The following is a 23,734-nucleotide window of genomic DNA, read 5'->3' on the forward strand; positions in this document are numbered from 1 at the left end:
TTCAATCCGCTTATCGACGAGGAAAACAACAATGTCCCAAACCACCGACCGTCTCTGGGGAGCTCGCTTCAAAAGCGGTCCGTCCGAAGCCCTGGCCGCCCTGTCCCGTTGCCCGGAACGCTACTTTCGCCTGACCCCGTATGACCTCGCCGGCTCCAAGGCCCATGCCCGGGAACTGCAGCGCGCAGGGCTGCTGAGCGAACAGGAAACCCGGTCCATGCTCGACGCCCTGGAGGGCATCGGTGCTGATTTTCGCGCCGGCAGCATTGCCCCGACCCTCGACGACGAAGACGTCCACACTTTCATCGAACGCCTGTTGACCGAGCGCCTTGGCGCGTTGGGCGGCAAGCTGCGCGCCGGCCGTTCGCGCAACGACCAGACCGCCAACGATCTGCGGCTGTTCCTGCGTGACCATGTGCGCACCCTGGCCGTTGAAGTGCTGGCCTTGCAGCAGGCGCTGGTGGACCAGGCCGAGCAACACATCGAAAGCATCTGCCCCGGCTTCACCCACCTGCAACAAGCCCAGCCGATCGTGTTTGCCCATCACCTGTTGGCCCACGCCCAATCGATGCTGCGCGACGTCCAGCGCCTGGTGGACTGGGATGTGCGCACCTCACTGTCGCCACTGGGCGCAGCCGCGATGGCGGGGTCGGCCATTGCGCGCCTGCCTCAGCAGTCGGCGCAGGAAATGGGTTACCGCGGCGTGTGTGAAAACTCCATCGACGCCGTCGCCAGCCGCGATCACGTCGCCGAGTTCCTGTTCATCGCCAGCATGCTCGGGGTCAACATTTCCCGGCTCGCCGAGGAGTTCTGCCTGTGGTCCTCGCGCCAGTTCCGCTGGGTCGCCCTGGACGACGCCTACGCCACCGGCAGTTCGATCATGCCGCAGAAGAAAAACCCGGATATCGCCGAGCTGGCCCGGGGCAAGGCCGGCCGCCTGATCGGCAACCTGACTGGTCTGCTGTCCACCCTCAAATCCCTGCCGCTGTCCTACAACCGCGACTTGAGCGAAGACAAGCATGGCGTGCTCGACAGCGTCGACACCCTGCTGCTGGTGCTGCCGGCCATGGCCGGGATGGTGGCGACCATGAAGGTCAACGTCGAAGAGTTGCGGCGCCAGGCGCCACTGGGGTTCACCCTCGCCACCGAAGTCGCCGACTGGCTGGCGGTGCGCGGCGTGCCGTTCAAGGAGGCCCACGAAATCACCGGGGCGCTGGTCCAGGCCTGCGAGAAACACGACATCGAACTGTGGGAAGCGTCGCCTGCGCTGCTGGCCGAGATCGACCCGCGCCTGACGCCGCAGGTCCGCGACAGCCTGACCCTGGAGGCCGCCATCGCTGCACGCAGTGGTTGGGGCGGCACCGCGCCGCAACAGGTACGCGAACAGATCGCCCGCCTGAAAACCGCCCTCGCCGCCCAGCACGCCTGGACCGAGGACTATCAGGGCTTCCGCCTCTGAGCCAAGACGCAAAACCTGTGTAGGAGCTGGCTTGCCAGCGAAAGCGGATTTTCAATCAACATCGATGTTGACTGTGCCGCCGTCTTCGCTGGCAAGCCAGCTCCTACAAGGGATTGGTGTTTGACATGAAATACCGTGTACGGAGAAACAACCATGAGCCAGACACAAGCAGAACGACTCCAGGCGGAGCGCAAACTGGCGGAAAACCAGTTCGACATTACCCAGTACGATCATGTGCCACGGCGTTACTACGGGCGGATCTTCTTCGCCACGGTGATCGTCATCGCCATCATCGGCCTGGTGCGGGCGTTTGCCGAAGGCAAGATCGAATGGTCCTACATCGGCCAGTTCCTTACCTCCCAGGCGATCATGTGGGGCTTGCTCAACACCATCGTCATGGCGGTGCTGGCGATGGCGCTGGGCATCGTGTTCGGGGTGATCACGGCGATCATGCGTATGTCCGCCAACCCGATCCTGCGCTATGTGGCGGTGACCTACACCTGGCTGTTTCGCGGCACGCCGCTGATCCTGCAACTGCTGTTGTGGTTCAACCTGGCGCTGATCTTCCCCACCATCGGCATCCCCGGCCTGTTCGAACTGGACACCGTGAGCCTGATGACGCCCTTCGTCGCCGCCCTGCTCGGCTTGAGCATCAACCAGGGCGCCTACACCGCCGAAGTGGTGCGTGCCGGCCTGCTCTCGGTGGACACCGGACAGTATGAAGCCGCCAAGTCGATCGGCATGCCGCGCCTGCAGGCCTTGCGCCGGATCATCCTGCCCCAGGCCATGCGGATCATCATTCCGCCGGTAGGCAACGAGTTCATCGGCATGGTGAAAATGACCTCCCTGGCGAGCGTGATCCAGTACTCGGAACTGCTCTACAACGCCCAGAACATCTACTACGCCAACGCCCGCGTGATGGAGCTGCTGATCGTCGCCGGTATCTGGTACCTGGCCACCGTCACCGTTTTGTCCTTTGGTCAAAGCCGCCTGGAGCGTCGTTTCGCCCGCGGCGCCGGCAAGCGTTCTTGAGGAATCCGACATGAGAAGCATCGTCAAGGCCGTGAGCCTGAACAAGTACTACGACCATTTCCACGCCCTCAAGGACATCAATATCGAAGTCGAGCAAGGCGAAGTGCTATGCATCATCGGCCCGTCGGGCTCGGGCAAGAGCACCTTGCTGCGCTGCGTGAACCAGCTGGAAAAGATTGACAAGGGCGGCCTCTGGGTCGATGGCGAGTTGGTGGGTTACCGCATCGTCGGCAACAAACTGCACGAACTCAACGAGACGCAGATCGCCCGCCAGCGCCTGTCCACCGGCATGGTGTTCCAGCGCTTCAACCTGTTCCCGCACATGACCGTGCTGCAAAACATCATCGAAGGGCCCTGCCAGGTGCTCAAGCGTTCGCCCAAGGAGGCGCACGAAGAAGCCGTGGAGCTGTTGGCCCGGGTCGGCCTGGCCGACAAGCGCAACAGCTACCCGATCGAACTCTCGGGTGGCCAGCAACAGCGGGTGGCGATTGCACGCGCCCTGGCCATGCGCCCCAAGCTGATGCTGTTCGATGAACCCACTTCGGCACTCGACCCGGAACTGGTCGGTGAGGTGCTGTCGGTGATGCGCGATCTGGCGCAAACCGGCATGACCATGATCGTCGTCACCCATGAACTGGGCTTCGCTCGCGAAGTCTCCAACCGCATGGTGTTCATGGACGGCGGGCAGATCGTGGAGGCAGGAAGCCCCGAAGAAATACTAATAAGTCCGCAAAACCCACGCACCCAAAGCTTCATTTCTGCCGTTCGAACCTAGTGCCCTTTAGCGCTCAAAACACTCATAAGAGAACGACCATGAAGAACTTCGTTATTCCAGCAGTACTCGCAGGCGTTATGGCATCCGGTTTCACCTTTGCTGCCGAGTTGCCGGCCAGCATCAAGGAAAAAGGCGAGATCGTCGTCGCGATCATGCCCAACTACCCGCCAATGGATTTCAAGGACCCGGCCACCAACACCCTCACAGGCGTCGACGTTGACCTGGGCAACGCCCTGGCCGAGCGCTTGGGGGTGAAGATCAAATGGCAGGAAACCGGCTTCGAGCAAATGATCAATGCCCTGACCACCGACCGCGTGGACATGGTGTTGTCGGGCATGACCGATACCAAGGAGCGCCAGGCCAGCGTGACCTTCGTCGACTACTTCACCAGCGGCCCGCAGTTCTACACCCTGCAGAAAAACGCGGCCACCAACGAAATCATCGACCTGTGCGGCAAGAAGGTCGGCACCAGCCGCCGTACCACCTTCCCGGCGGAAATCGCCGAGTGGAGCAAGGCCAACTGTGAAGCCGCGGGCAAGCCTGCGATCAACGTGATCGGCACCGAAGGCTCGGCCGACGCCCGTGCGCAACTGCGCCAGAGCCGTATCGATGCGGCCATGCAGGGCAGCGAAACCCTGCCGTACCTCAAGACCCAGGAAAAGGACATGTACAAGACCGTGGGCCTGCCGATCTCCTCGCAGTTCACCGGCCTTGGCGTGAGCAAGAAAAAGCCTGAGTTGAGCGAAGCGGTGAAGGTTGCGCTGCAAAGCATGATCGACGATGGCAGCTACCAGGCGATCCTGAAGAAGTGGGACCTGGAACTGGGTGCGATCAAGACCGTGACCATCAACGCCGGGAAATAACCGCACAGGCAACCCCATTCCACTGTAGGAGCGAGCCTGCTCGCGATGGCGGCATGCCAGTCGATGAAGATGTTGAATGTGCCACCGTCATCGCGAGCAGGCTCACTCCTACAAGGGTTTGGTGTGTATTTATAGATAGCTGGAGTACCAACGATGTCCTCCTCACCCCAACCCACCTGGCCCGACCAGCACAAGGCCTGCCTGGCCCTGGCCTTCGACCTCGATGGCCCGACCGGCGATGCCATGCTCAACGGTTCGATCTGGCGCAAGCCCGAGTACTTCGGCTTCGGTGGCTACGGCCCCTACCGGGCATTGCCGCGGATTCTCGACTTGCTCGATGAGTTCCGCATTCCGACGACGTTCTTCGTCCCGGCCTGGGTCGTGGAGAACTGGCCGAAACAGTGCCAGGCGATTGTCGAGCGCGGGCATGAGGTGGCTTATCACGGCTACAAACACGAATCCTTCTACGCTCTGACGCTGGAACAGCAAAAGGACGTCATGAAACTGTCCCGCGAGGTGTTCTGGAAGCATTTGAACATCCGCGCCGAGGGTTTCCGCACGCCCTCCGGCGACTGGCGCGCCGAAACCCCGGCCATGCTGGTGGAGGCCGGCGTGACCTACTCCAGCAGCATGCGCGGCGATGACCGGCCGTACCTGGTCAATGTGCCGGGCCACGCCACGCCGCTGGTGGAAATCCCCGGGCGCTGGGAAATGGACGACTACGCCTCTATCGCCTACACCCGGGCCCCGGACTTCCCGTCCGGGCTGGACCGCACCGCCAGCTACGCGCTGACCCTGGACAACTGGTGCCGCGAGTATGACGGCGCGATGAACGAAGGGTTGTGCCTGACCACCCTGTTCCATCCCAAGATCACCGGCAAACCGGGGCGCATCCTGTTGCTGGAAAAACTCTTCGAACACATGCGCCAACGCGACGACGTCTGGTTCGCCACCTGCCGTGATGTCGCCCGCTGGTGGCTCAAGGAGCATCACCATGGCTGAGTCCACCGCCTGGCCCAAAGGCTATCGCTGCGCCGTGGTACTGACCGTCGATTACAACGACATCCACGGCATTCTCACCCAGGCCCCGGAAGTGGCCGGACGCGACAAGACCCTGTCGGTCTGGCGTTACGGCACCCAGCGCGGGGTGGAACGCTTGCTCGGTCTGTTCAAGGAACTCGGTGTCTGCAGCAGCTGGTTCGTCCCCGGCATCGTCGCCGAAGAGAACCCCGGCCACATTCACGCAATCCAGGCCGGCGGGCATGAAATCGCCTGCGCCGGGTATCGCCACCAGAACTACGACACGCTCGACCTCAGCGCGCAAAGCGCCGAAGTGGCCAAGGGTTGCGCCGCATTGAAAGCGCTGACCGGCCAGCGCCCCAGCGGCTTTCGCATTCCCGCCGGCAACGCGGCACCGGGCTTCATCGAGGCGCTACAGGATCAGGGCATTGACTGGTCGTCGTCATGGCGCGGCGATGATCTACCGTTCGCGCACCCGACAGCGCCGCAGGTGATCGAGTTGCCGTTGCACTACGAACTGGAGGACGAACCCTACTTCGCGTTCAACCTCAGCCCGGCCGTGCCGCCAGCGCAATCGCGGATCGCCTCCTACAGTCACACCCTGGGCAACCTGCAAATGGACTTCGCCGGTTTCCACCGTTTTGGCTTGTGCTACGTGCTGCGCCTGCACCCGGAAATCATTGCCACGCCCGGGCGTATCGGGGTGTTGCGCGAATTGCTCGAGGGGATTTTGCAGCACGATGACGTGTGGATCGCCACCGGTGCCGAAGTTGCCCGGTGGTGGGCGCAAACCGCCGCACCGGTGACCGGGGATCATCCGGCGAGCGTGTTTGAACGGCATTATCGGGATTACCTGTCATGAGCGGGCGCATGCAGCGACTGGCGCGGTTCTGCACCGATGCGCGATTCGAAGACCTGCAACCGGCGCTGGTCGAGCAAGCCAAGCGACACATCCTCGATACCTTCGGCGCGACCTTGGCCGGGGCAGGGAGCGATGTGGCGCTGACGGCGCGCGAAGTTTTCGAAGGCGAAGCTGGCAGTTGCTTGATCTGGGGCACCCAGCAACGGGTCGGCGCGGCACAGGCAGCAATGCTCAATGGCATCGCCGCCCACGCCCTGGAACTGGACGACACCGGCGGCTGCGATCATTCCGGCGCAGTGGTGATACCGGCGGTGATGGCCGCGGTGTCGCTGTCCGATCAACCGGTGACGGGACGCGAATTCATCACCGCCGTGGTGATCGGCTACGAAGTCGGTCGCCGGGTGCTCGAAGCCTGCGGCGGTTACTCGGCCCATAACGGCGCCGGCTGGCATTCCACCGCCACCTGCGGGGTGTTCGGCGCGGCGGCGGCCTGCGCGCGGATCCTGCGCCTGGACGCTTGGCAGACCTTGTCGGCCCTGGGCATCGCAGGCAGTTTCAGCGGCGGCTTGTGGGCCTTCATCCACGATGGTTCGCAAAGCAAGAAACTGCACAGCGGCCGAGCCGCCGAAGGCGGTTTGCTCGCTGCGCGCTTTGCCCGGCAAGGCATCAGCGGGCCGACCCGGCTGTTTGAGGATGTGTGGGGTGGATTTCTCAAGACCCTCGCCGCCGCCACTTCCCACCCCGAGGCACTGGATGCCGGGCTGGGCGTCGTGTGGAAACTCGCCCGTTGCTCGATCAAGCCCTACGCCTCCTGCCGGGGTACCCATTCGGCCATCGACGCCCTGGGCCTGTTGCTTGAGCAGCTCGAAGTGAGCGTCGATCAGGTTGAAGACATACAGGTTTCGTTGTGCGGTTTTCTCCAGGACATGTGCGGCGGCCATGACATCGCGAGCCTTGCGGCGGCGCAAATGAGCCTGCCCTATGCGCTGGCGGCGCGACTGGTGCACGGTCATTGCCGTCTGCAGGCGTACGACGATGACTTGCGCGGCGATCCGCGCATTGCCCCGTGGATGTCGCGCATTCGTCTTGAAGTGGACTCGCAACTGTCCGAGGATGGCGAACCCGTGGTGAGCGTGCGGACCGTGGACGGTCGGCAGGCGAGCCTGTGCGTCGACCCGCCCTTGGGGGCGCCGGGTAATCCGTTGAGTGATGCGGCGCTGGAGGAGAAGTTTTTCAGTTTGGCGACGCGGGTGATGCCGCGCGAGCAGGCTGGGGAATTGCTGGGGCAGTTGTGGCGGCTGGAAGAGATGGAATCGGTGCGCACGATTGAGCGGTGGCTGGTTTGATTATGTCGTTGGTAGTACCGGCCTCATCGCCAGCAGGCTGGCTCCCACAGTTGATCGCATTTCAATTGTGGGAGCCAGCCTGCTGGCGATTGGCCGCGACTCGGTACATCGTCGAACACCCTGAAATCTGAATAAGGACATTTGCACCCCCGTGGCCACCTACTCGCTCGTTATTCGCCGGCTGATGATCGTGTCGCTGACCATCGTCGTCAGCCGCGCCATCACCAGCCCGCTGCTCACCCTGTTCCTGAGCAACAAACTGGGCCTCAACCAACAGGACGTCGGCTTGCTGCTGGGCATCGCGGTGTTCATCGCCACCCTGCTCGCCCTGTACGGCGGCTACATCATCGACCGCCTGGAAAAACGCCGACTGCTGATCCTGGCGATGCTTTCAAGCGCCATCGGCTTCGTGCTGCTGACTTTTGCCGAAAACCTCTACCTGACCACCCTGACGCTGGTCATCACCGAGACTGCCTCGGCCTTGTTCCTCATCGGCTCCAAGGCGATCCTCAGCGAAAACCTGCCCATGGGCCAACGCGCCAAGGCATTTTCCCTGCGCTACACCCTGACCAACATCGGCTACGCCACCGGCCCCATGCTTGGCGTGGTGATTGCCGGGGTCTACCCGATCGCCCCGTTCCTGATCGCCGGGGGGATCGCGTTCTTCAGCATTTTCCTGATGCTGGGTATCCCCAGGGACTCAGCGCAGACACCGACAGTCAGCCAACCGCAGAGCTTCCTCAAGACCCTGGTCACCCTGAAAAACGATCGCACGCTGATCATGTTCACCTGCGGCTGCCTGCTCAGCACCGTGGTACACGGGCGCTTCACCCTGTACCTGTCGCAATACCTGCTGGTGACCGAGGATTCCAAGCGCGCCCTGGAAACCATGGCCGCCCTGCTCGCCTGCAATGCGATCAGCGTGATCCTGCTGCAATACCAGATCGGCCGCTTCCTCAACCGTGAGCAACTGCGTTACTGGATCGCTGGCGGCACCAGCCTGTTCATTGTCGGGCTGATCGGTTTCAGCCTGGCCGACAGCCTCGTGGGCTGGTGCGTGGCGATGTTCATCTTCACCCTCGGCGAAATGATCATCTACCCGGCCGAATTCCTCTTTGTCGACACCCTGGCCCCGGAAGAACTGCGCGGCAGCTACTACGGCGCGCAGAATCTGGCCGCCCTCGGTGGCGCGCTGAGCCCGGTGATCTGCGGCTTCCTGTTGATGCACACCCCGGCGCCGACCATGTTCTATGCCTTGAGCGCACTGACGGCCATAGGCGGTTTCCTGTGTTTCATGAGTGGCCGGCGTGTGGCGATACATCAGAAATAATGAACTGAAGCTTCATTAATATGAATTTGTCAGCATCACAAAGGCGCGGCACACTGTCACCGTTCCTCCCCCAACAGTTGGAACACCTTCAAGGGCTTTCCGGGTTTCCCAGGCAAGCCCTTTTTTTTCCCCGGTTTTTAATGGAACGATGTTCATCATGCTTGCTCGCTGGTTGCCCGCCGCTATCAACACCCGCCCTTCGGAATGGAGTCGTGCCGCCATCGGCATGGCCTTGGGAACGATGTTCAGCGTCTGGCTGTGCGCTCAGGTATTCGGCATGCAGGTGGCGCAGCATCTGGTCGGTCCGCTGGGTGCCTCGGCGGTGTTGCTGTTTGCCGTGTCTTCGGGCGCGCTCGCGCAACCCTGGTCGATACTTGGCGGCTACCTGAGCGCCGCGGTGGTATCACTGCTGGTGGCCCACGTGCTCGGCCGGACCCTGGGCAGCGCTTGCCTGGCGGCGGGCATGGCGCTGATCCTGATGTGCTGGCTGCGTTGCCTGCACCCGCCGGCCGGGGCCCTGGCGTTGCTGTTGGTCCTGGCCGACCCCGCCACCATTGCCATGGACTGGAAAGCCCTGGGCCCGGTGATGCTCGCAGCACTGACCATGCTGTTCAGTGCCCTGGCCTACAACAATCTGACGCGCATTCGTTACCCGAAACGCGCCAGCGAACCGGTGGCCGCGGTTCCCGCCGACCACCCTCCGGTCGACAGCCAGGCGATCACCGCCCAGGACCTGAAACTGGCCCTGGCGCAGATGGAGGCCTTCATTGACGTCACCCCCGAAGACCTTGAACAGCTGATCCATGCCACTGAGCTGCAGGCAAGGCGACGCAGTATTGGGGAGGTGTTGTCCCGCACGACGTCCGACTAGTGGTCGATGTTGCACCTTGCCCTGAATGGTTCAGCGGCTACAGTGAAAAACGTACCGCACAGAGTTGTCTGCCTTTCACTACGAAGTCTGGCTCGCCGTAAAAGTCCAGTAGCGATGACACAGGAAGTCTGGCTATGGAGAAATACTCAACGTTGTTGGGTGGCGATGCTGGCTTTGCGCTTTGACAGAACCGCGCCTCCTTGTGAAACACCGCGACTCCCTCGCGTAACCAGCCGTGGGCAAGAAAAATAGCCCCGGCTGCCAAGGCCCGTGATTTCGCGTGCTTCAAGTTCCGCCAGCTCTCTGACTCTGGTGGTTTCGAAACTGTTTTTTCGAAATCTACGAGAGGAACATCCGATGAGCACCTCACTCCTGCAACGGCTGGGCACCCCGCTGTTCGACCCCGGAAAACGTCACCACCTGCCGCTGCGCGACTACATGGACCTGACTATCGAGCGCATGCGCACGATAGTCCGCAATGGCCTGATCACCAATGACATGTGGCTGGGCCAGGCGCGCCAGTCAGACTTTCGCCAGATGTACGAACGCACGGGGCTGATCGGCGCGTACGACTATGCGCTGTTCTCGTCGATCGTCGACCACATGATCGCCGGCAACGCCCTGTTCGCCCAGGCAAGCGCGTTGCAAGTCGCGCGTTACCGCCAGGAAGTGATCGAGATGGGCGCGGTGTATGCCTTTGGCTGTACCGAGATCAACAGCGGCTCGGATGTCCGCAACCTGCAAACCCGGGTCACCTACGAACGGCAGAGCCAGTGCCTGATCCTGCATACGCCGTCCCCCGCCGCTTGCAAGTTCTGGATCGGCAATGCCTTGCACGCAGCGCAAGTGGTGATGGTGCTGGCGCGCTTGATCGTCGACGGCGAGGACGAAGGGCTGCACTGGTTTCGGGTGCCGATCCGCGACCAGGAAAATGGCCCGTTGTTACCCGGCGTCAAGGTCATGGCCTGCGATCCCAAGGGTGGAATCCACGCCAACCAGGTGGCCGGTATTCGCTTCGAGCAGATGAAACTGACGCAGGACGCGTTGATGCAACGGCACGCACGCTTCACCAGGGACGGCGCGTTCAGCAGCGATGTCCCCGGAAGCGAACGCCTGACCTGCGCCATGGAGACGTTCATTCAAGAACGTCTTTTGCTCCTGGCCGCAGCGAGCAGCGGCGCCGGCCTGTGCGCCCACCTCGCCTACCGTTTCGCCGGCCATCGCCAGCTACAAGCCGGCAGCACGCAGGTCCCGCTGTTGATCAAACCGTTGATTCGCCAACGGCTGTACACCGAACAACTCAAGGCGTTGGCCCTGAAGCTGTTGGAACAGGCCATCGTGTCGAAATTCGAAGCGCACTGGGATCAACTGCACAAGCGCAAGGAACTGCACATCCTCGCCGCCATCGCCAAGAGTGTCGGTACCTGGATGGCGCTGGATGTCATGGGCAAGTGCCGGGAAATCTGCGGCTCCCAGGGTTTCCACCATTACAACCAGATCGTCACGTTGCGCATGGACTGCGAGATCAGCGTGACGTTTGCCGGGGACAACAGTGTCATGGCCTACCAGGTGGCCGGGGATGCGATCACCCGGCCGCGATTTGCCTCGCGCCCTACCGCCAACCTTGCCCAGCGCATTGAAAAGGACATTGTCGAACGCTGTCGAAACCCGGGCGAAGTCTCCCACCGTCAAGCCGTCGCCCTGACGTACGCCCGCGCCCTTGACCTGATTATCGGAGAAGTCGAGAACCACCACCTCGTGTCGCCCCAGACACTCCAGGACCTGATCCAGGTATTTGCCGTGCCGTTGAGCGAAGGCGGATTCGTCGCCAACAGCAACGACCTGGACAGTCATGCCGGCGAAGATCAACTGGCCATGCTGGCTGCCTTGTTGGCACCACCGCGTGAACTGGTCAGCGCGCCCATCGACAAGCCGGATTACATCCGCCAGTTCACCGCTGCGCTGTTCGGAGAGCAATGACCATGGATAATCAAGCGCTGCTCGACTTCACTTGTCGCGAAACGGTCCGCGACCCCTACCCGGCTTACCGCTACCTGCGTGAGCACCATCCGGTCTATTGGAGTCCACACTTCAAGGCCTGGTTCCTGACCCGCTACAGCGATGTCTTCGCCGCCCAAGGTGACGCCAGACGCTACTCCTCCAACCGCATGCAACAGCTGGTCGATGCCCAAGTGCCCGAGGAAAAACGGGCGCAACTGGCAAGCTTCGTCAAACTCGCCTCGGACTGGATGTACTCCCAGGACGGTGATCCACACAAGGCCAGCCGCCACCTGTTGAACAGGGCCTTTACGCCCCGCGCCATCGAAACCTTGAGGCAAACCATCGAGGTCATCACCGACGAGGAGCTGTCCTGCCTCGAACAACAAAGCGACTTGATGGCCAATCTGTTCAACCGCGTACCGGCGCTGATCCTGGCCAAGCTCTACGGCATCGCGCGCGAGGACGCGTTGAAGCTGCGGCGCTGGACCGATGACATCCTGATATTCCTGGTCGGCAGCCTCGACCCCGACCATGGACCGGCGCAAGCGCTCAAGGGCGTGGAGGAAATGTACGCGTATTTTGCCGACGTCATCGCACAGCGCCGGCAACAGCCGCGGGACGACCTGGTCAGCCGGGTACTGGAAGCCGGCAAGGACAGCGCATCGAGCAATGAAGACGTACTGGCACAGATCGTCTTCATCCTCGTGGCGGGCTACACCACCAGTGCCGATCAGCTGTGCCTCGGTTTGCTGCACTTGCTTGAGCATCCCCAGCAGCACCAGGCCTTGCTGGCCAACCTGAGCCTGGTCAAACCGGCCATCGAAGAGATGCTGCGCTACGACTCCGCCGGGTCATTCAGTCATCGCGTACTCAACGAAGATGTGGAAATCCACGGTGTCACGATGAAACAAGGCCAACTGGTCTACTTGATGCGTGCCGCCGCCAATCGTGACCCGGCGAAGTTCGAACACCCTGACCACTTTGACATCCATCGCAAACACAACGATCACCTTGCATTCGGCCGGGGTGAGCATTTCTGCATGGGCACCGCGTTATTCCGCCTGGAGGCGGAAGTGGTGTTCACCTCGTTGTTCAAGCGATTCCCGACGTTGCACCTGATCACCGACAAACCAGCGATATGGCGTACCAACAACCTGCAGTTTCGTGGCCTGAAATCACTGCCCATCGATCTGGGCAAAGGAGCGGCAAAATGAAAATCCAACGTGTTTTTTCGCAAGCCCCATGGGAAAAAATGGCCGGATACTGCCGGGCGATACGCGTCGGTGAGCGGATTTTGATGGGCGGTACCGTGGCGTTCGATGAAAAAGGCAAACCCTTCAAACCGGGTAATGCCTATAAGCAGACCCTGCGTTGCCTGGAAATTATCGAAAACTCCATCAAACAGCTTGGCGTCGATCGGCGAAGCATCATCGGGATCCGCATCTACACCACCAGCATGAAGTTCTGGCCGGACATCGCCAAAGCGCACAAGAAGTTTTTCAAGGGGCACCCGCCGACATTGATGTGCCTGGCAGTCAGCGATTTGATCAGTAAGGAATATGTGGTCGAACTCACCACCGAAGCCACTGCCTGCGAGATCGAGCTATGACGGCCCCGCTGCGAGACTCAGGACCTGACGTGGAAACCGTCAGGACTGCACTGCGCTCATTGATGGTCGTCAGGGTTCGCGACCTGATCATCGATAATCAGCGACGACCACTGCCTTTGCGGCTCTACACGCCTGCCGGCCCAGGTCCCTTCCCCGTATTGATGTTTTTCCACGGGGGTGGATGGGTCACCGGTGATCTGGATACCCACGACGGCTTTTGCCGGCACATGTGTGAATGGGCAGGTTGCGCGGTGGTGGCCGTGGACTATGCCCGCCCTCCGGAACACCTGTTCCCGGCGGCAGTGGAAGATTGCTGTGCCGCAACGCAATGGATAATTGACCAAGGCTCGAGCCTGGGGCTGGTTTCTTCGCGAATGGCCGTGGCGGGCGGCGGTTCCGGGGGCGGGCTGGCGGCTGTCGTCAGCCAGTGGGCCCTCGCACGGGGTTCGCCACGGTTGGCGTTTCAACTGCTGCTCTATCCCTTGCTCGATTGCCTGGCAAACAATCCCTCACATAAAGAGTTCGCCAAAGAACCCGGGCTGACCGGTGAAATGCTCGAGTGGTACATCGAGCATTACATACCGGACGGCGTGTCCCGCGCAGACCCGAGACTCTCACCTGTTTACGCTAAAACCCTGCGAGGCTTGCCACCGGCGTTGATCATCACCTGCGGACGTGATGTGTTGCGCGACGAAGGACAGCAGTACGCGCGTCAACTCAAGAAAGCTGATGTCCTGGTGCAACACAAGGAGTACACCGACATGCCTCACGGGTTCATCAACTATCCGGCTCGCTTTGACGCGGCAAAAAAGGGCCTGCTCTTGTGCGCACAAGTCCTGCAAGAGCACTTGCATCGTTGAGGGGTCCGTAAAGCCGGGACAGCGTGCCCCGGCTTTTGTCCGCCCATGCATAAATGCAGAGACAACCTGCATCATTTCGCCTTGTAAACGGCAAATTTGCACTGTTACGATCCGGCATCGCTCGCGCGCGAGCTTGTCTATAAAGAACAATAAAAGCAGGGAGTTAGTGATGACTGCTCAGGTTTTATCGAAGGGGACTTCGTCCATGGATGCCACTCAGAACGAAGTGCTGGCCGAGGTTCGCAACCACATCGGTCACCTGACCCTCAACCGCCCCGCCGGCCTCAACGCCATCACCCTGGACATGGTGCGCGACCTGCAGCGTCAGCTCGACGCCTGGGCGCAGGATGACCAGGTGCATGCGGTGGTGCTGCGCGGTGCCGGGGAAAAAGCCTTCTGTGCCGGTGGCGACATTCGCTCGCTGTACGACAGCTTCAAGAGCGGCGACACCCTGCACGAAGATTTCTTCGTCGAGGAATACGCCCTCGACCTCGCGATTCACCATTACCGCAAGCCGGTGCTGGCCTTGATGGACGGCTTCGTACTGGGTGGCGGCATGGGCCTGGTGCAAGGCGCCGACCTGCGGGTGGTCACCGAAAAAAGTCGACTGGCGATGCCTGAAGTCGGCATCGGTTATTTCCCGGACGTTGGCGGCAGCTACTTCCTGCCACGCATCCCTGGGGAGCTGGGGATCTACCTGGGCGTCAGCGGCGTGCAGATCCGCGCGGCCGATGCGTTGTACTGCGGCCTGGCCGATTGGTATGTGGACAGCAGCAAATTGGCCACGCTGGATGAACGACTCGATCAACTGCAGTGGAATGACACGCCACTGAAGGACCTTCAGGGCCTGCTGGCGAAACTGGGGGTGCAACAGTTGCCCGATGCGCCGCTGACCGCCTTGCGCCCGGCTATCGACCACTTCTTCGCCTTGCCCGATGTGCCGAGTATTGTGGAGCAACTGCGTGAAGTAACGGTCGCCGACAGCCATGAGTGGGCCACGACCACCGCCGCCCTGTTGCAGACCCGCTCGCCCCTGGCCATGGGCGTGACCCTGGAAATGCTCAGGCGCGGTCGGCAGCTGGGGCTTGAGCAGTGCTTCGCCCTTGAGCTGCACCTGGACCGCCAGTGGTTCGAGCGCGGCGACCTGATCGAAGGCGTGCGCGCCTTGCTGATCGACAAAGACAAGAATCCGCGCTGGAACCCGCCTACCCTGCAGGCGCTGGACGCCGAGCACGTAGCAAGTTTCTTCAACGGTTTCGATGAGAGCGGGAGCTAAGCCATGCACGATCTCGAATTGACAGAAGAACAAGTCATGATCCGCGACATGGCCCGGGACTTTGCCCGTGGCGAAATCGCGCCCCACGCCCAGGCCTGGGAAAAAGCCGGCTGGATCGACGACGCCCTGGTGGCGAAGATGGGTGAGCTGGGCCTGCTGGGCATGGTGGTGCCCGAGGAATGGGGCGGCACCTATGTCGACTACGTCGCCTATGCCCTGGCGGTGGAAGAAATCTCTGCCGGCGACGGCGCCACCGGCGCGTTCATGAGCATCCACAACTCGGTGGGCTGCGGGCCAGTGCTCAACTATGGCAGCGAAGAACAGAAACAGACCTGGCTGGCGGACCTGGCCAGCGGCCAGGTGATTGGTTGCTTCTGCCTGACCGAACCCCAAGCCGGTTCCGAGGCGCATAACCTGCGCACCCGCGCCGAATTGTGCGATGGCCAGTGGGTGATCAACGGCGCCAAGCAGTTTGTCAGCAACGGCAAGCGGGCCAAGCTGGCCATCGTGTTTGCCGTGACCGACCCGGATCTGGGCAAGCGTGGCATTTCGGCGTTCCTGGTACCCACCGACACTCCAGGCTTCATCGTCGACCGCACCGAACACAAAATGGGCATACGCGCCTCCGATACCTGTGCGGTCACCTTGAACAACTGCAGCATTCCAGAAGCCAACCTGTTGGGTGAGCGCGGCAAGGGCCTGGCCATCGCCCTGTCCAACCTCGAAGGCGGCCGCATCGGCATCGCCGCCCAGGCACTGGGCATTGCCCGCGCGGCGTTCGAAGCGGCGCTGACCTATTCGCGCGAGCGCGTGCAGTTTGGCAAAACGATCAATGAACACCAGAGCATCGCCAACCTGCTGGCCGACATGCACATGCAACTGAACGCCGCACGGCTGATGATCCTGCACGCGGCACGCCTGCGCACGGCCGGCAAGCCGTGTCTGTCGGAGGCTTCGCAGGCCAAGCTGTTTGCTTCGGAAATGGCCGAGAAAGTCTGCTCCTCAGCGATTCAGATTCATGGCGGGTATGGCTATCTGGAAGATTACCCGGTCGAGAAGTATTACCGGGATGCGCGGATTACGCAGATCTATGAAGGGTCGAGCGAGATTCAGCGGATGGTGATTGCCCGGGAATTGAAGAACTACCTGGTGTGAAACCTTAAAATGCTTCGCTGGCAAGCCAGCTCCTACAGGGATTGCGTAAGCCCTGTAGGAGCTGGCTTGCCAGCGAAGGCGTCAGCGGGAGCGCCGCATTACTTTCCGGTGAACTCAGCCTCACGCTTGGCAATAAACGCCGCCATCCCTTCCTTCTGATCCTGCGTCGCAAACGCCGCATGGAACACCCGACGCTCAAAGCGCACGCCTTCGGACAGGCTCACTTCAAAGGCACGGTTGACGCTTTCCTTGACCATCATCGCAATCGGCAGCGACTTTTTAGCGATCAAGGCTGCGACTTTCAGCGCTTCGTCCAGCAGTTCATCGCTCGGCACGATGCGCGCCACGATGCCGCAACGCTCAGCTTCCACGGCATCGATCAAACGTCCGCTCAGGCACATTTCCATGGCCTTGGCCTTGCCCACGGCGCGGGTCAGGCGCTGGGTGCCGCCCATGCCCGGCAACACGCCGAGGTTGATTTCCGGCTGGCCGAATTTGGCGTTATCGCCGGCCAGGATGAAATCGCACATCAGCGCCAGCTCACAGCCGCCACCCAGGGCGAAACCGTTGACCGCGGCGATGATCGGCTTGCGGCGGTTGGCCACGCGGTCGCTGTCGCTGAACAGGTCGTCGATGTAGATCTGCGGATAGGTCAGCTCGGCCATTTCCTTGATGTCGGCACCGGCGGCAAAGGCCTTTTTCGAACCGGTCAGGACGATGCAGCCGATGTTCGAGTCGGCCTCAAAGCCGTCGAGGGCCTGGTTCAGTTCGCTGACGATCTGCGCGTTCAACGCGTTCAGCGCCTGCGGGCGGTTGAGGGTAATCAGGCCGACCCGGCCATGGGTTTCCAGCAAAATCGTTTCGTAGCTCACAAGTGGTTTCCTTTTCAAAGATTGCGTGAAATGACCATGCGTTGAATATCGCTGGTGCCTTCATAAATCTGGCAAACCCGCACGTCGCGGTAGATCCGCTCCAGCGGGAAGTCGTTCAAGTAACCGTAGCCGCCAAGGGTTTGCAGCGCCGAGGAGCATACCTTCTCGGCCATTTCGGAAGCGAACAGCTTGGCCATCGACGCTTCCACCAGCGCCGGCTTGCCGCTGTCCCGCAGCGCCGCCGCGTAATGCACCATCTGCCGCGCCACGGCGATCTGGGTCGCCATGTCCGCCAGGCGGAATGCCACGGCCTGGTGCTCGATGATCGGCTTGCCGAAGCTCTCGCGCTCACGGGCATAGTCGCGGGCCGCTTCGAACGCGGCGCGGGCCATGCCCACTGATTGCGAGGCAATGCCGACGCGTCCGCCTTCGAGGTTGGCCAGGGCGATCCGGTAGCCTTCGCCTTCTTCACCCAGGCGATTGGCGACTGGCACTTTCACGTCTTCGAAGAGAATCTGGCAGGTGTCCGAAGCGTGCTGGCCGAGCTTGTCCTCGACCCGGGCGACTTTATAGCCTGGCGAATCGGTGGGCACGATGAACGCCGTGATGCCGCGCTTGCCGGCCGCCGGGTCGGTCACGGCGAACACGATCACCACCCCGGCGTTCTGCCCGGAGGTGATGAACTGCTTGCAGCCGTTGAGCACGTAGTGATCGCCTTCCAGGCGCGCGCGGGTTTTCAGGCCGCTGGCGTCGGAGCCGGCCTGGGGTTCGGTCAGGGCAAAAGCACCGAGCATCGCGCCGCTGGCCAGGGGTTTTAGGAAGCGTTCTTTCTGGCCATCGTTGCCGTAGTTGAGGATCGGCACGCAACCGACCGAGTTGTGCACACTCATGATGGTCGAGCAGGCACCGTCGCCCGCGGCGATTTCTTCCAGGGCCATGGCGTAGGCCAGGTAACCGGTATCGCAACCGCCCAACTGCTCCGGCACCAGCATGCCGAAGAAGCCCAGCTGGCCCATCTCGGCAATGGCTTCCTTGGGGAAACGGTGTTCACGGTCCCACTCGGCGGCGAACGGTTTCAGCCGTTCCTGGGCAAAGTCCCGGGCCGCGTCGCGTATCTGCTGTTGTTCGTCATTGGGGATCATGACCATTCCTTGAAAATGTAATTGCCCCTGTAGGAGCCGGCTTGCCGGCGAAGGCGTCCTTGAGAGCGCCTTCGCCGGCAAGCCGGCTCCTACAAAGTCAGATCAATACAGGCATTCCACGGCCATGGCCGTGGCTTCGCCGCCACCGATGCAGATCGCCGCCACGCCGCGCTTCAGGCCCTTCTGGCGCAGTGCCGAGAGCAAGGTCACGAGAATCCGCGCGCCGGAGGCACCGATCGGGTGGCCCAGAGCACAAGCGCCACCGTGCACGTTGAGTTTCTCGTGAGGGATTTCCAGCTTGGTCATGGTCACCAGGCTGACCACGGCAAAGGCTTCGTTGACTTCCACCAGATCGACGTCGTTCAGCGACCAACCGGTTTTCTTCATCAGCTTCTCGATCGCGCCCACCGGTGCCACCGGGAACAGGCCCGGGGTATCGGCGAAGGCCGCATGACCATGGATCACCGCCAGCGGCTTGAGGCCACGCTTGTCGGCTTCGGAGCGGCGCATCAGCACCAGTGCCGCCGCGCCGTCGGAGATGGAACTGGAGTTGGCCGCCGTCACGGTGCCGCCATCGCGAAACGCCGGTTTCAGCGAGGCGATCTTGTCCAATCGGGCTTTCGGTGGCTGCTCGTCATTGCTGATCGTCACCTGCTCCTTCCCGACGGTAACGGTCAACGGCACGATCTCGTCCTTGAAGCTGCCGTCCTTGATGGCCTGCTGGGCGCGGGTGGTCGAAGCCACCGCAAACGCATCCTGGGCCTCACGGCTGAAGCCGTGGGTTTCGGCGCAGTCTTCGGCGAAGGTGCCCATCAGGCGCCCCTTGTCGTAGGCGTCTTCCAGGCCGTCGAGGAACATCGAATCAAGCACCCGGCCATGCCCCATGCGGTAGCCGCTGCGGGCGCGGTCCAGCAGGTACGGCGCGTTGGACATGCTTTCCATGCCACCCGCGATGACCACCTCGGCGCTGCCGGCCAGCAGCATGTCATGGGCCAGGATGGCCGCTTCCATGCCCGAACCGCACATCTTGTTGAGGGTGGTGCAACGGGTCGATTTATCCAGCCCGGCACCCAGCGCCGCCTGCCGCGCAGGGGCCTGGCCCTGGCCGGCAGGCAGGACGCAGCCGAACAGCACTTCGTCGACGGCATCGCTTGCGACACCGGCACGTTCAACCGCGGCCTTGATCGCGGCGGCGCCGAGTTGCGGTGCGGTGAGGCTTTTCAGTTCGCCCTGGAAACCACCCATCGGGGTGCGGACGGCGCTGACGATAACAATCGGATCGTTGGCAATAGTCATGACAAATCCTCCTTATTTGGCCGCCATGCGCAAGGCACCGTCGAGACGGATCACCTCGCCATTGAGCATGCTGTTTTCAATGATATGCCGAACCAGCGACGCGTACTCGGCAGGCTTGCCCAGGCGCGGCGGGAACGGTACGCCGGCGGCCAGGGAGTCGCGAACTTCCTGGGTCATGCCGGCCATCATCGGCGTTTCGAAAATGCCCGGGGCGATGGTCATTACGCGGATGCCGAAGCGCGCCAGCTCACGGGCCGCGGGCAAGGTCAGGCTGACAATCGCCCCTTTGGACGCCGAGTAAGCCGCCTGGCCGATCTGGCCATCGTAAGCCGCAGCGGATGCAGTATTGATGATCACGCCGCGTTCGCCATCAGCGTCCGCGTCGGTCTCGGCAATCGCCGCCGAGGCCAGGCGCAGCATGTTGAAGCTGCCGATCAGGTTGACGTTGATCACCTGGCTGAAGCTGGCCAAGGCGTGCGGACCGTTCTTGCCGAGGATCTTTTCGCCACGCACGATGCCGGCACAGTTGACCAGGCCATTGAGCCCGCCAAAGGCCTTGACTGTCGCCTGTACCGCGGCCTCGGCCGCTGCTTCGTCGCTGATGTCCGCCACCGCGCTTTGCGCGCCCAGTCGCTGGGCCTGGGCCGCGACAGCTTCGGCGTTCATGTCCACCAGCATGACCTTGGCACCAGCCGCGACCAGCATTTCAGCGGTCGCCGCACCCAGCCCGGAAGCACCGCCGGTGACGAGAAAAACCTTGTTTTCGATCTGCATCATTGTTTCCTTTTCAAGCTGGAACGTTCTTCGCGGCGGCCTCTTGAGCCTTGGCGATTTCCTGGTTGCGCAAGATAAAGCGCTGCAATTTGCCGCTTGGGGTTTTCGGCAACTCGCTGACAAATTCGATTTCGCGGGGATACGAGTGAGCCGCCAGGCGTTTGCGCACGTATTGGCGCAACTCTTCGGCCAGCTCGGGCGTGGCGCGGTATTGCGAGCAGATCACGACGAACGCCTTGACCAGCTCGGTGCGTTCCGGATCGGGCTTACCGACCACGGCGGCTTCCACCACCGCCGGGTGCTCGATCAAGGCGCTTTCCACATCGAACGGACCGACACGGTAGCCGGACGTGGTGATCACGTCGTCACTGCGACCGACGAAGCTGATGCTGCCGTCCGGGTTCCACTCGACCGTGTCGCCGCTCAAATAGTAATTGCCGACGAAGGCCTTGGTCGGTACGCCTTCGTAACCGGCGAACCAGCACATCGGCGACTGGCTGCGGTCGATGGCCAGAATGCCCGGTTGGCCGACGCCCAGTTCCCGGTAGTCGTCGTCCAGCACCACGATGCGGTGGCCGGGCGAGGCGAAACCGGCGGCGCCCATATGGATCGGGTGCTCCAGGCCATGGTGATTGCACAGCACCATGCCCAGTTCGGTCTGGCCGTAATGGTCATGGATGACCACATCCAGATTATCGGCGAACCAGCGGATCACTTCCGGGTTCAGTGGCTCGCCGGCGCTGCTGACAATGCGCAGCTTGCCTTTGATCGACCTGGCGAACTCGTCGCCACCGGCGATCAACAGGCGATACGCCGTCGGTGAGCCGGTGAGGTTGGTAATTCCATACTTGTTGATCACCCGGCAGGTGCTTTCGAGGGTGAACGGGCCATCGTAGAAGGTGATCGGATGCCCCAGGGCCAGGGGACCTGTGACGCCGAAATAGATGCCGTAGGCCCAGCCCGGATCGGCCAGGTTCCAGAAGGCATCTTCGGGGCGCAGATCCACCGCGTCTCGGGTGTAGCCCTGGAAGGCGACGATGGCCTTGAGCGGCACGGACAGTGCTTTCGATGGGCCGGTGGTGCCCGAGGTGAACATCAGCAGGAACGGGTCTTCGCCGGTCAGCAGCACCGGTTCGCAGACATTGGCGTAGTTGGCCAGTTCGGCCCAGAAGCTGTAGTCACCGCGGACAATCCCCTGCCCCTTGGGGGCTGCGACGGTGACGATGGTCGGGCAATCGGCGACTTCCGCGAGTTTCGAGCGATTGACGGCGTCGGTGACCACCACCTTGGCCCCGGAACTGCCCAGGCGATGTTCGATGGCCTTGGGGCCGAAGGCGGTAAACAAGGGTTGATAGACCGCGCCGATGCGCCAGGTGGCGAACACGGTGACCAGCAATTCGATATTGCGTGGCAGGAGACCGGCGACCTTGTCGCCTTTCTTCACGCCCTGGGCCAGCAGGAAGTTGGCGAAGCGCGCGGCTTTGTCCTGCAGGTCGTTGAAGGTGTAGGTCGCGCTGGTGCCGTCACGGCCTTCCCAGAACAGCGCGATACGCCCAGGCAGCGCATGCCGGTCACAACATTCGATGCAGGCGTTGAGAGCGGTCAGATTGCCTGCGAGAGCGGCATCGACGGTGTGCTGATAGTTGAACTGTGAAACGGCAGACAAGTAATCGCGCATTGCCAGAGTCCATGTATTTTTTGTTAGGTGGGGGGAACCGTAACCAACAGGGAAATACTCGCTCTGCGCTGGGTGTCGGGCAATGGTCAAAGTTATCAAGTTGCTTGACTGGTTTGGCCAAGGAATCGATATGCATGGCGACTGTGAGGCCGCCTTCGCGGGCAAGCCTCGCTCCTACAGGAGATCATCGTCCCGTAGGAGCGAGGCTTGCCCGCGAAGAGGCCCGCACGTACAACCAGAATTCCGGGTCAATGGGTTTCGTTGAGAATCAAGCTGCGGTAATGCCCGGGATTGGACCCCGACCATTTGCGAAACGCCTTGTAGAACGAACTCGTATCGGCAAACCCCAGCCGGGTCGCGATTTCGGCGAAGCTGATGGCAGGTTCCGCCAGCCAGCTGATTGCCAGCTCCTTGCGCACGCTGTCCTTGAGCCCCTGGTATGTCTGGCCTTCCTCCGCCAGGCGACGGCGCAGGGTCGAGGCCGACATGCACAGGCGTTGCGCCAGGGCTTCGGTCTCCGGCCAGTGCTCGGCGGGCAGTTGCCGCAGGTCCTGCTTGATGCGGCTGGCCAGGCTTTGCGGATCGCGGTACTTGACCAGGATGTTGGCCGGCGCATGAGCCAGGAAGCGCCGCAGCTCCTCAAGGCTGCGCTTGATTGGCAAACCCAGGCAGTCAGCGGAAAAGATCATCCGCGTACGCGGTCGGTCGAAGCGCAGGTTCTCGGAGAACATCACCTGATAGTCATGGCAGAAATCCGGCTGCGCACAACGCAGCTCGATCGCCAGGATCGGAATTCGACGCCCGGCCAGCCAACAGGCCACGCCGTGCACGATCATCCAGTAGGTAAAGTAAGTGAAGGCGCGGCGCGGCTCATGGTCGTCTTCGTGCAACACGATTTCCGCCAGGCTTTGCTGATGGACCAGCTCGGCGGGCATGCATTCGAGCATCAACGACAGGAAGTTCAAACCACTGGTGAGCCCAGCGGCCAGGCTCGGCTGGACCATGGCACAGCGACAGAGAAACTCCAGGCTGCCGGATTTGAGCTTGCGCGGGTCCATGCCAAAAAACTCGTCATCCCCCCGCCGGGCCAGCAAGCGCCACAGACGCGCATAGGCGCTTGCCGGAACACGGGCGTCGCTGCTGCCGAGCAGCGTTGGATCGATGCCGACCTTGTGCAACACCTCATCGGTGGCCGCGCCCGGGTCGCAACTTTGCAGCAGCGCTTCGCGCACCAGCTGAATGGAAATGGTGTCTTTTTCCGACATTGCGCGAGGCGTGCCCTGTTCTGGTTCGAGGTGGTGGGCATATTAACGCAGCCGCCTGCGCGGCGCAGATCCCTGTTGTGGCTAGCTTGTTGTATCCGACCTATCTTTTGTTGACTGCGTACATATCCATTTCTGCGGTAACGGCCACTTATGGTTTCGCTCTTACAGCGACTCACTTTTTCAAACGCCAAAAAGTAAGCAAAAGGCTTTGCCCCACCACTCGGTGCCTCGCTAGGGCTCGGCATGCC

At 61.9% G+C, this 23,734-nt stretch carries 22 protein-coding genes; 15 read left to right on the forward strand and 7 right to left on the reverse strand.

Annotation, left to right across the window (positions count from 1 at the left end):
• The first annotated feature begins 31 nt into the window (after nt 1-31).
• From argH to HFK74_RS27775, 8 genes are all read left to right on the forward strand, one after another.
• Nucleotides 32-1,459 (forward strand): argininosuccinate lyase, encoded by a 1,428-nt coding sequence (gene argH / locus HFK74_RS27740; RefSeq protein ID WP_180206289.1) that lies wholly within the window; start codon nt 32-34, stop codon nt 1,457-1,459.
• Between the two features lie 153 nt (nt 1,460-1,612).
• On the forward strand, nt 1,613-2,491 hold the full coding sequence (locus HFK74_RS27745) for an amino acid ABC transporter permease (RefSeq protein WP_180206290.1): 879 nt from the start codon (nt 1,613-1,615) through the stop codon (nt 2,489-2,491).
• A gap of 10 nt (nt 2,492-2,501) precedes the next feature.
• Nucleotides 2,502-3,266 (forward strand): amino acid ABC transporter ATP-binding protein, encoded by a 765-nt coding sequence (locus tag HFK74_RS27750; protein WP_095194808.1) that lies wholly within the window; start codon nt 2,502-2,504, stop codon nt 3,264-3,266.
• Between the two features lie 38 nt (nt 3,267-3,304).
• A complete protein-coding gene (locus HFK74_RS27755; RefSeq protein WP_180206291.1) occupies nt 3,305-4,129 on the forward strand; it encodes an ABC transporter substrate-binding protein in 825 nt (274 codons plus the stop codon).
• Between the two features lie 153 nt (nt 4,130-4,282).
• Nucleotides 4,283-5,131, forward strand: a complete 849-nt coding sequence (locus tag HFK74_RS27760; RefSeq protein WP_180206292.1) for a polysaccharide deacetylase — start codon at nt 4,283-4,285, stop codon at nt 5,129-5,131.
• The gene (locus tag HFK74_RS27765) at nt 5,124-6,011 is read left to right on the forward strand and encodes a polysaccharide deacetylase (RefSeq protein WP_180206293.1); all 888 of its coding nucleotides are present in this window, start codon (nt 5,124-5,126) and stop codon (nt 6,009-6,011) included. The genes HFK74_RS27760 and HFK74_RS27765 overlap by 8 nt, the downstream gene beginning before the upstream one ends.
• Nucleotides 6,008-7,357, forward strand: coding sequence for an MmgE/PrpD family protein (locus tag HFK74_RS27770; RefSeq protein WP_180206294.1), 1,350 nt, complete (start codon nt 6,008-6,010; stop codon nt 7,355-7,357). The genes HFK74_RS27765 and HFK74_RS27770 overlap by 4 nt, the downstream gene beginning before the upstream one ends.
• Nucleotides 7,358-7,508: 151 nt before the next feature.
• Entirely contained in the window at nt 7,509-8,687 is a 1,179-nt protein-coding gene (locus tag HFK74_RS27775) for an MFS transporter (RefSeq protein ID WP_180206295.1), read from the forward strand.
• Nucleotides 8,688-8,702: 15 nt separating this feature from the next.
• Here HFK74_RS27775 and HFK74_RS27780 read toward each other — a convergent pair whose 3' ends face one another.
• The gene (locus HFK74_RS27780; RefSeq protein ID WP_180206296.1) at nt 8,703-8,846 is read right to left on the reverse strand and encodes a hypothetical protein; all 144 of its coding nucleotides are present in this window, start codon (nt 8,844-8,846) and stop codon (nt 8,703-8,705) included.
• Here HFK74_RS27780 and HFK74_RS27785 point away from each other — a divergent pair.
• From HFK74_RS27785 to HFK74_RS27815, 7 genes are all read left to right on the forward strand, one after another.
• A complete protein-coding gene (locus tag HFK74_RS27785) occupies nt 8,845-9,558 on the forward strand; it encodes an HPP family protein (RefSeq protein ID WP_180206297.1) in 714 nt (237 codons plus the stop codon). The two genes, HFK74_RS27780 and HFK74_RS27785, sit on opposite strands and share 2 nt — an antisense overlap.
• Before the next feature lie 357 nt (nt 9,559-9,915).
• The gene (locus tag HFK74_RS27790) at nt 9,916-11,538 is read left to right on the forward strand and encodes an acyl-CoA dehydrogenase family protein (protein WP_180206298.1); all 1,623 of its coding nucleotides are present in this window, start codon (nt 9,916-9,918) and stop codon (nt 11,536-11,538) included.
• A gap of 2 nt (nt 11,539-11,540) precedes the next feature.
• Nucleotides 11,541-12,773 carry a cytochrome P450 gene (locus HFK74_RS27795; RefSeq protein ID WP_180206299.1) on the forward strand — a complete coding sequence of 411 codons (1,233 nt, stop codon included), beginning with the start codon at nt 11,541-11,543 and terminating at the stop codon, nt 12,771-12,773.
• A complete protein-coding gene (locus HFK74_RS27800) occupies nt 12,770-13,168 on the forward strand; it encodes a Rid family hydrolase (RefSeq protein WP_180206300.1) in 399 nt (132 codons plus the stop codon). Before HFK74_RS27795 ends, HFK74_RS27800 begins: the two co-directional genes overlap by 4 nt.
• 29 nt (nt 13,169-13,197) lie before the next feature.
• On the forward strand, nt 13,198-14,028 hold the full coding sequence (locus HFK74_RS27805) for an alpha/beta hydrolase (protein WP_368738182.1): 831 nt from the start codon (nt 13,198-13,200) through the stop codon (nt 14,026-14,028).
• A 169-nt stretch (nt 14,029-14,197) separates the two neighbouring features.
• Nucleotides 14,198-15,304 carry an enoyl-CoA hydratase/isomerase family protein gene (locus HFK74_RS27810; protein WP_180206302.1) on the forward strand — a complete coding sequence of 369 codons (1,107 nt, stop codon included), beginning with the start codon at nt 14,198-14,200 and terminating at the stop codon, nt 15,302-15,304.
• A 3-nt stretch (nt 15,305-15,307) separates the two neighbouring features.
• The gene (locus HFK74_RS27815; protein ID WP_180206303.1) at nt 15,308-16,459 is read left to right on the forward strand and encodes an acyl-CoA dehydrogenase family protein; all 1,152 of its coding nucleotides are present in this window, start codon (nt 15,308-15,310) and stop codon (nt 16,457-16,459) included.
• A gap of 98 nt (nt 16,460-16,557) precedes the next feature.
• Here HFK74_RS27815 and HFK74_RS27820 read toward each other — a convergent pair whose 3' ends face one another.
• The 6 genes from HFK74_RS27820 to HFK74_RS27845 all read right to left on the reverse strand — a co-directional run bounded on the left by HFK74_RS27820 (nt 16,558) and on the right by HFK74_RS27845 (nt 23,486).
• On the reverse strand, nt 16,558-17,331 hold the full coding sequence (locus HFK74_RS27820) for an enoyl-CoA hydratase (protein WP_180206304.1): 774 nt from the start codon (nt 17,329-17,331) through the stop codon (nt 16,558-16,560).
• A 14-nt stretch (nt 17,332-17,345) separates the two neighbouring features.
• Nucleotides 17,346-18,473 (reverse strand): acyl-CoA dehydrogenase, encoded by a 1,128-nt coding sequence (locus HFK74_RS27825; RefSeq protein WP_180206305.1) that lies wholly within the window; start codon nt 18,471-18,473, stop codon nt 17,346-17,348.
• A 102-nt stretch (nt 18,474-18,575) separates the two neighbouring features.
• Nucleotides 18,576-19,769 (reverse strand): acetyl-CoA C-acyltransferase, encoded by a 1,194-nt coding sequence (locus HFK74_RS27830; RefSeq protein WP_180206306.1) that lies wholly within the window; start codon nt 19,767-19,769, stop codon nt 18,576-18,578.
• A 12-nt stretch (nt 19,770-19,781) separates the two neighbouring features.
• Nucleotides 19,782-20,543, reverse strand: coding sequence for an SDR family NAD(P)-dependent oxidoreductase (locus tag HFK74_RS27835; RefSeq protein WP_180206307.1), 762 nt, complete (start codon nt 20,541-20,543; stop codon nt 19,782-19,784).
• Between the two features lie 13 nt (nt 20,544-20,556).
• The gene (locus HFK74_RS27840; RefSeq protein WP_180206308.1) at nt 20,557-22,221 is read right to left on the reverse strand and encodes an AMP-binding protein; all 1,665 of its coding nucleotides are present in this window, start codon (nt 22,219-22,221) and stop codon (nt 20,557-20,559) included.
• A 248-nt stretch (nt 22,222-22,469) separates the two neighbouring features.
• Nucleotides 22,470-23,486 carry an AraC family transcriptional regulator gene (locus tag HFK74_RS27845; RefSeq protein WP_180206309.1) on the reverse strand — a complete coding sequence of 339 codons (1,017 nt, stop codon included), beginning with the start codon at nt 23,484-23,486 and terminating at the stop codon, nt 22,470-22,472.
• Between the last annotated feature and the right edge of the window lie 248 nt (nt 23,487-23,734).

The organism is Pseudomonas sp. SbOxS1 (assembly GCF_013416725.1).
Classification (GTDB): Bacteria; Pseudomonadota; Gammaproteobacteria; order Pseudomonadales; family Pseudomonadaceae; genus Aquipseudomonas.

What these genes read in the sequence shown, in the direction of transcription:
- argH (WP_180206289.1), top strand. Translation starts at nt 32, where the DNA reads ATGTCCCAAACCACCGACCGTCTCTGGGGAGCTCGCTTCAAAAGCGGT.
- HFK74_RS27745 (WP_180206290.1), top strand. Translation starts at nt 1,613, where the DNA reads ATGAGCCAGACACAAGCAGAACGACTCCAGGCGGAGCGCAAACTGGCG.
- HFK74_RS27750 (WP_095194808.1), top strand. Translation starts at nt 2,502, where the DNA reads ATGAGAAGCATCGTCAAGGCCGTGAGCCTGAACAAGTACTACGACCAT.
- HFK74_RS27755 (WP_180206291.1), top strand. Translation starts at nt 3,305, where the DNA reads ATGAAGAACTTCGTTATTCCAGCAGTACTCGCAGGCGTTATGGCATCC.
- HFK74_RS27760 (WP_180206292.1), top strand. Translation starts at nt 4,283, where the DNA reads ATGTCCTCCTCACCCCAACCCACCTGGCCCGACCAGCACAAGGCCTGC.
- HFK74_RS27765 (WP_180206293.1), top strand. Translation starts at nt 5,124, where the DNA reads ATGGCTGAGTCCACCGCCTGGCCCAAAGGCTATCGCTGCGCCGTGGTA.
- HFK74_RS27770 (WP_180206294.1), top strand. Translation starts at nt 6,008, where the DNA reads ATGAGCGGGCGCATGCAGCGACTGGCGCGGTTCTGCACCGATGCGCGA.
- HFK74_RS27785 (WP_180206297.1), top strand. Translation starts at nt 8,845, where the DNA reads ATGCTTGCTCGCTGGTTGCCCGCCGCTATCAACACCCGCCCTTCGGAA.
- HFK74_RS27780 (WP_180206296.1), bottom strand. Translation starts at nt 8,846, where the DNA reads ATGATGAACATCGTTCCATTAAAAACCGGGGAAAAAAAAGGGCTTGCC.
- HFK74_RS27790 (WP_180206298.1), top strand. Translation starts at nt 9,916, where the DNA reads ATGAGCACCTCACTCCTGCAACGGCTGGGCACCCCGCTGTTCGACCCC.
- HFK74_RS27795 (WP_180206299.1), top strand. Translation starts at nt 11,541, where the DNA reads ATGGATAATCAAGCGCTGCTCGACTTCACTTGTCGCGAAACGGTCCGC.
- HFK74_RS27800 (WP_180206300.1), top strand. Translation starts at nt 12,770, where the DNA reads ATGAAAATCCAACGTGTTTTTTCGCAAGCCCCATGGGAAAAAATGGCC.
- HFK74_RS27810 (WP_180206302.1), top strand. Translation starts at nt 14,198, where the DNA reads ATGACTGCTCAGGTTTTATCGAAGGGGACTTCGTCCATGGATGCCACT.
- HFK74_RS27815 (WP_180206303.1), top strand. Translation starts at nt 15,308, where the DNA reads ATGCACGATCTCGAATTGACAGAAGAACAAGTCATGATCCGCGACATG.
- HFK74_RS27825 (WP_180206305.1), bottom strand. Translation starts at nt 18,473, where the DNA reads ATGATCCCCAATGACGAACAACAGCAGATACGCGACGCGGCCCGGGAC.
- HFK74_RS27830 (WP_180206306.1), bottom strand. Translation starts at nt 19,769, where the DNA reads ATGACTATTGCCAACGATCCGATTGTTATCGTCAGCGCCGTCCGCACC.
- HFK74_RS27835 (WP_180206307.1), bottom strand. Translation starts at nt 20,543, where the DNA reads ATGCAGATCGAAAACAAGGTTTTTCTCGTCACCGGCGGTGCTTCCGGG.
- HFK74_RS27840 (WP_180206308.1), bottom strand. Translation starts at nt 22,221, where the DNA reads ATGCGCGATTACTTGTCTGCCGTTTCACAGTTCAACTATCAGCACACC.
- HFK74_RS27845 (WP_180206309.1), bottom strand. Translation starts at nt 23,486, where the DNA reads ATGTCGGAAAAAGACACCATTTCCATTCAGCTGGTGCGCGAAGCGCTG.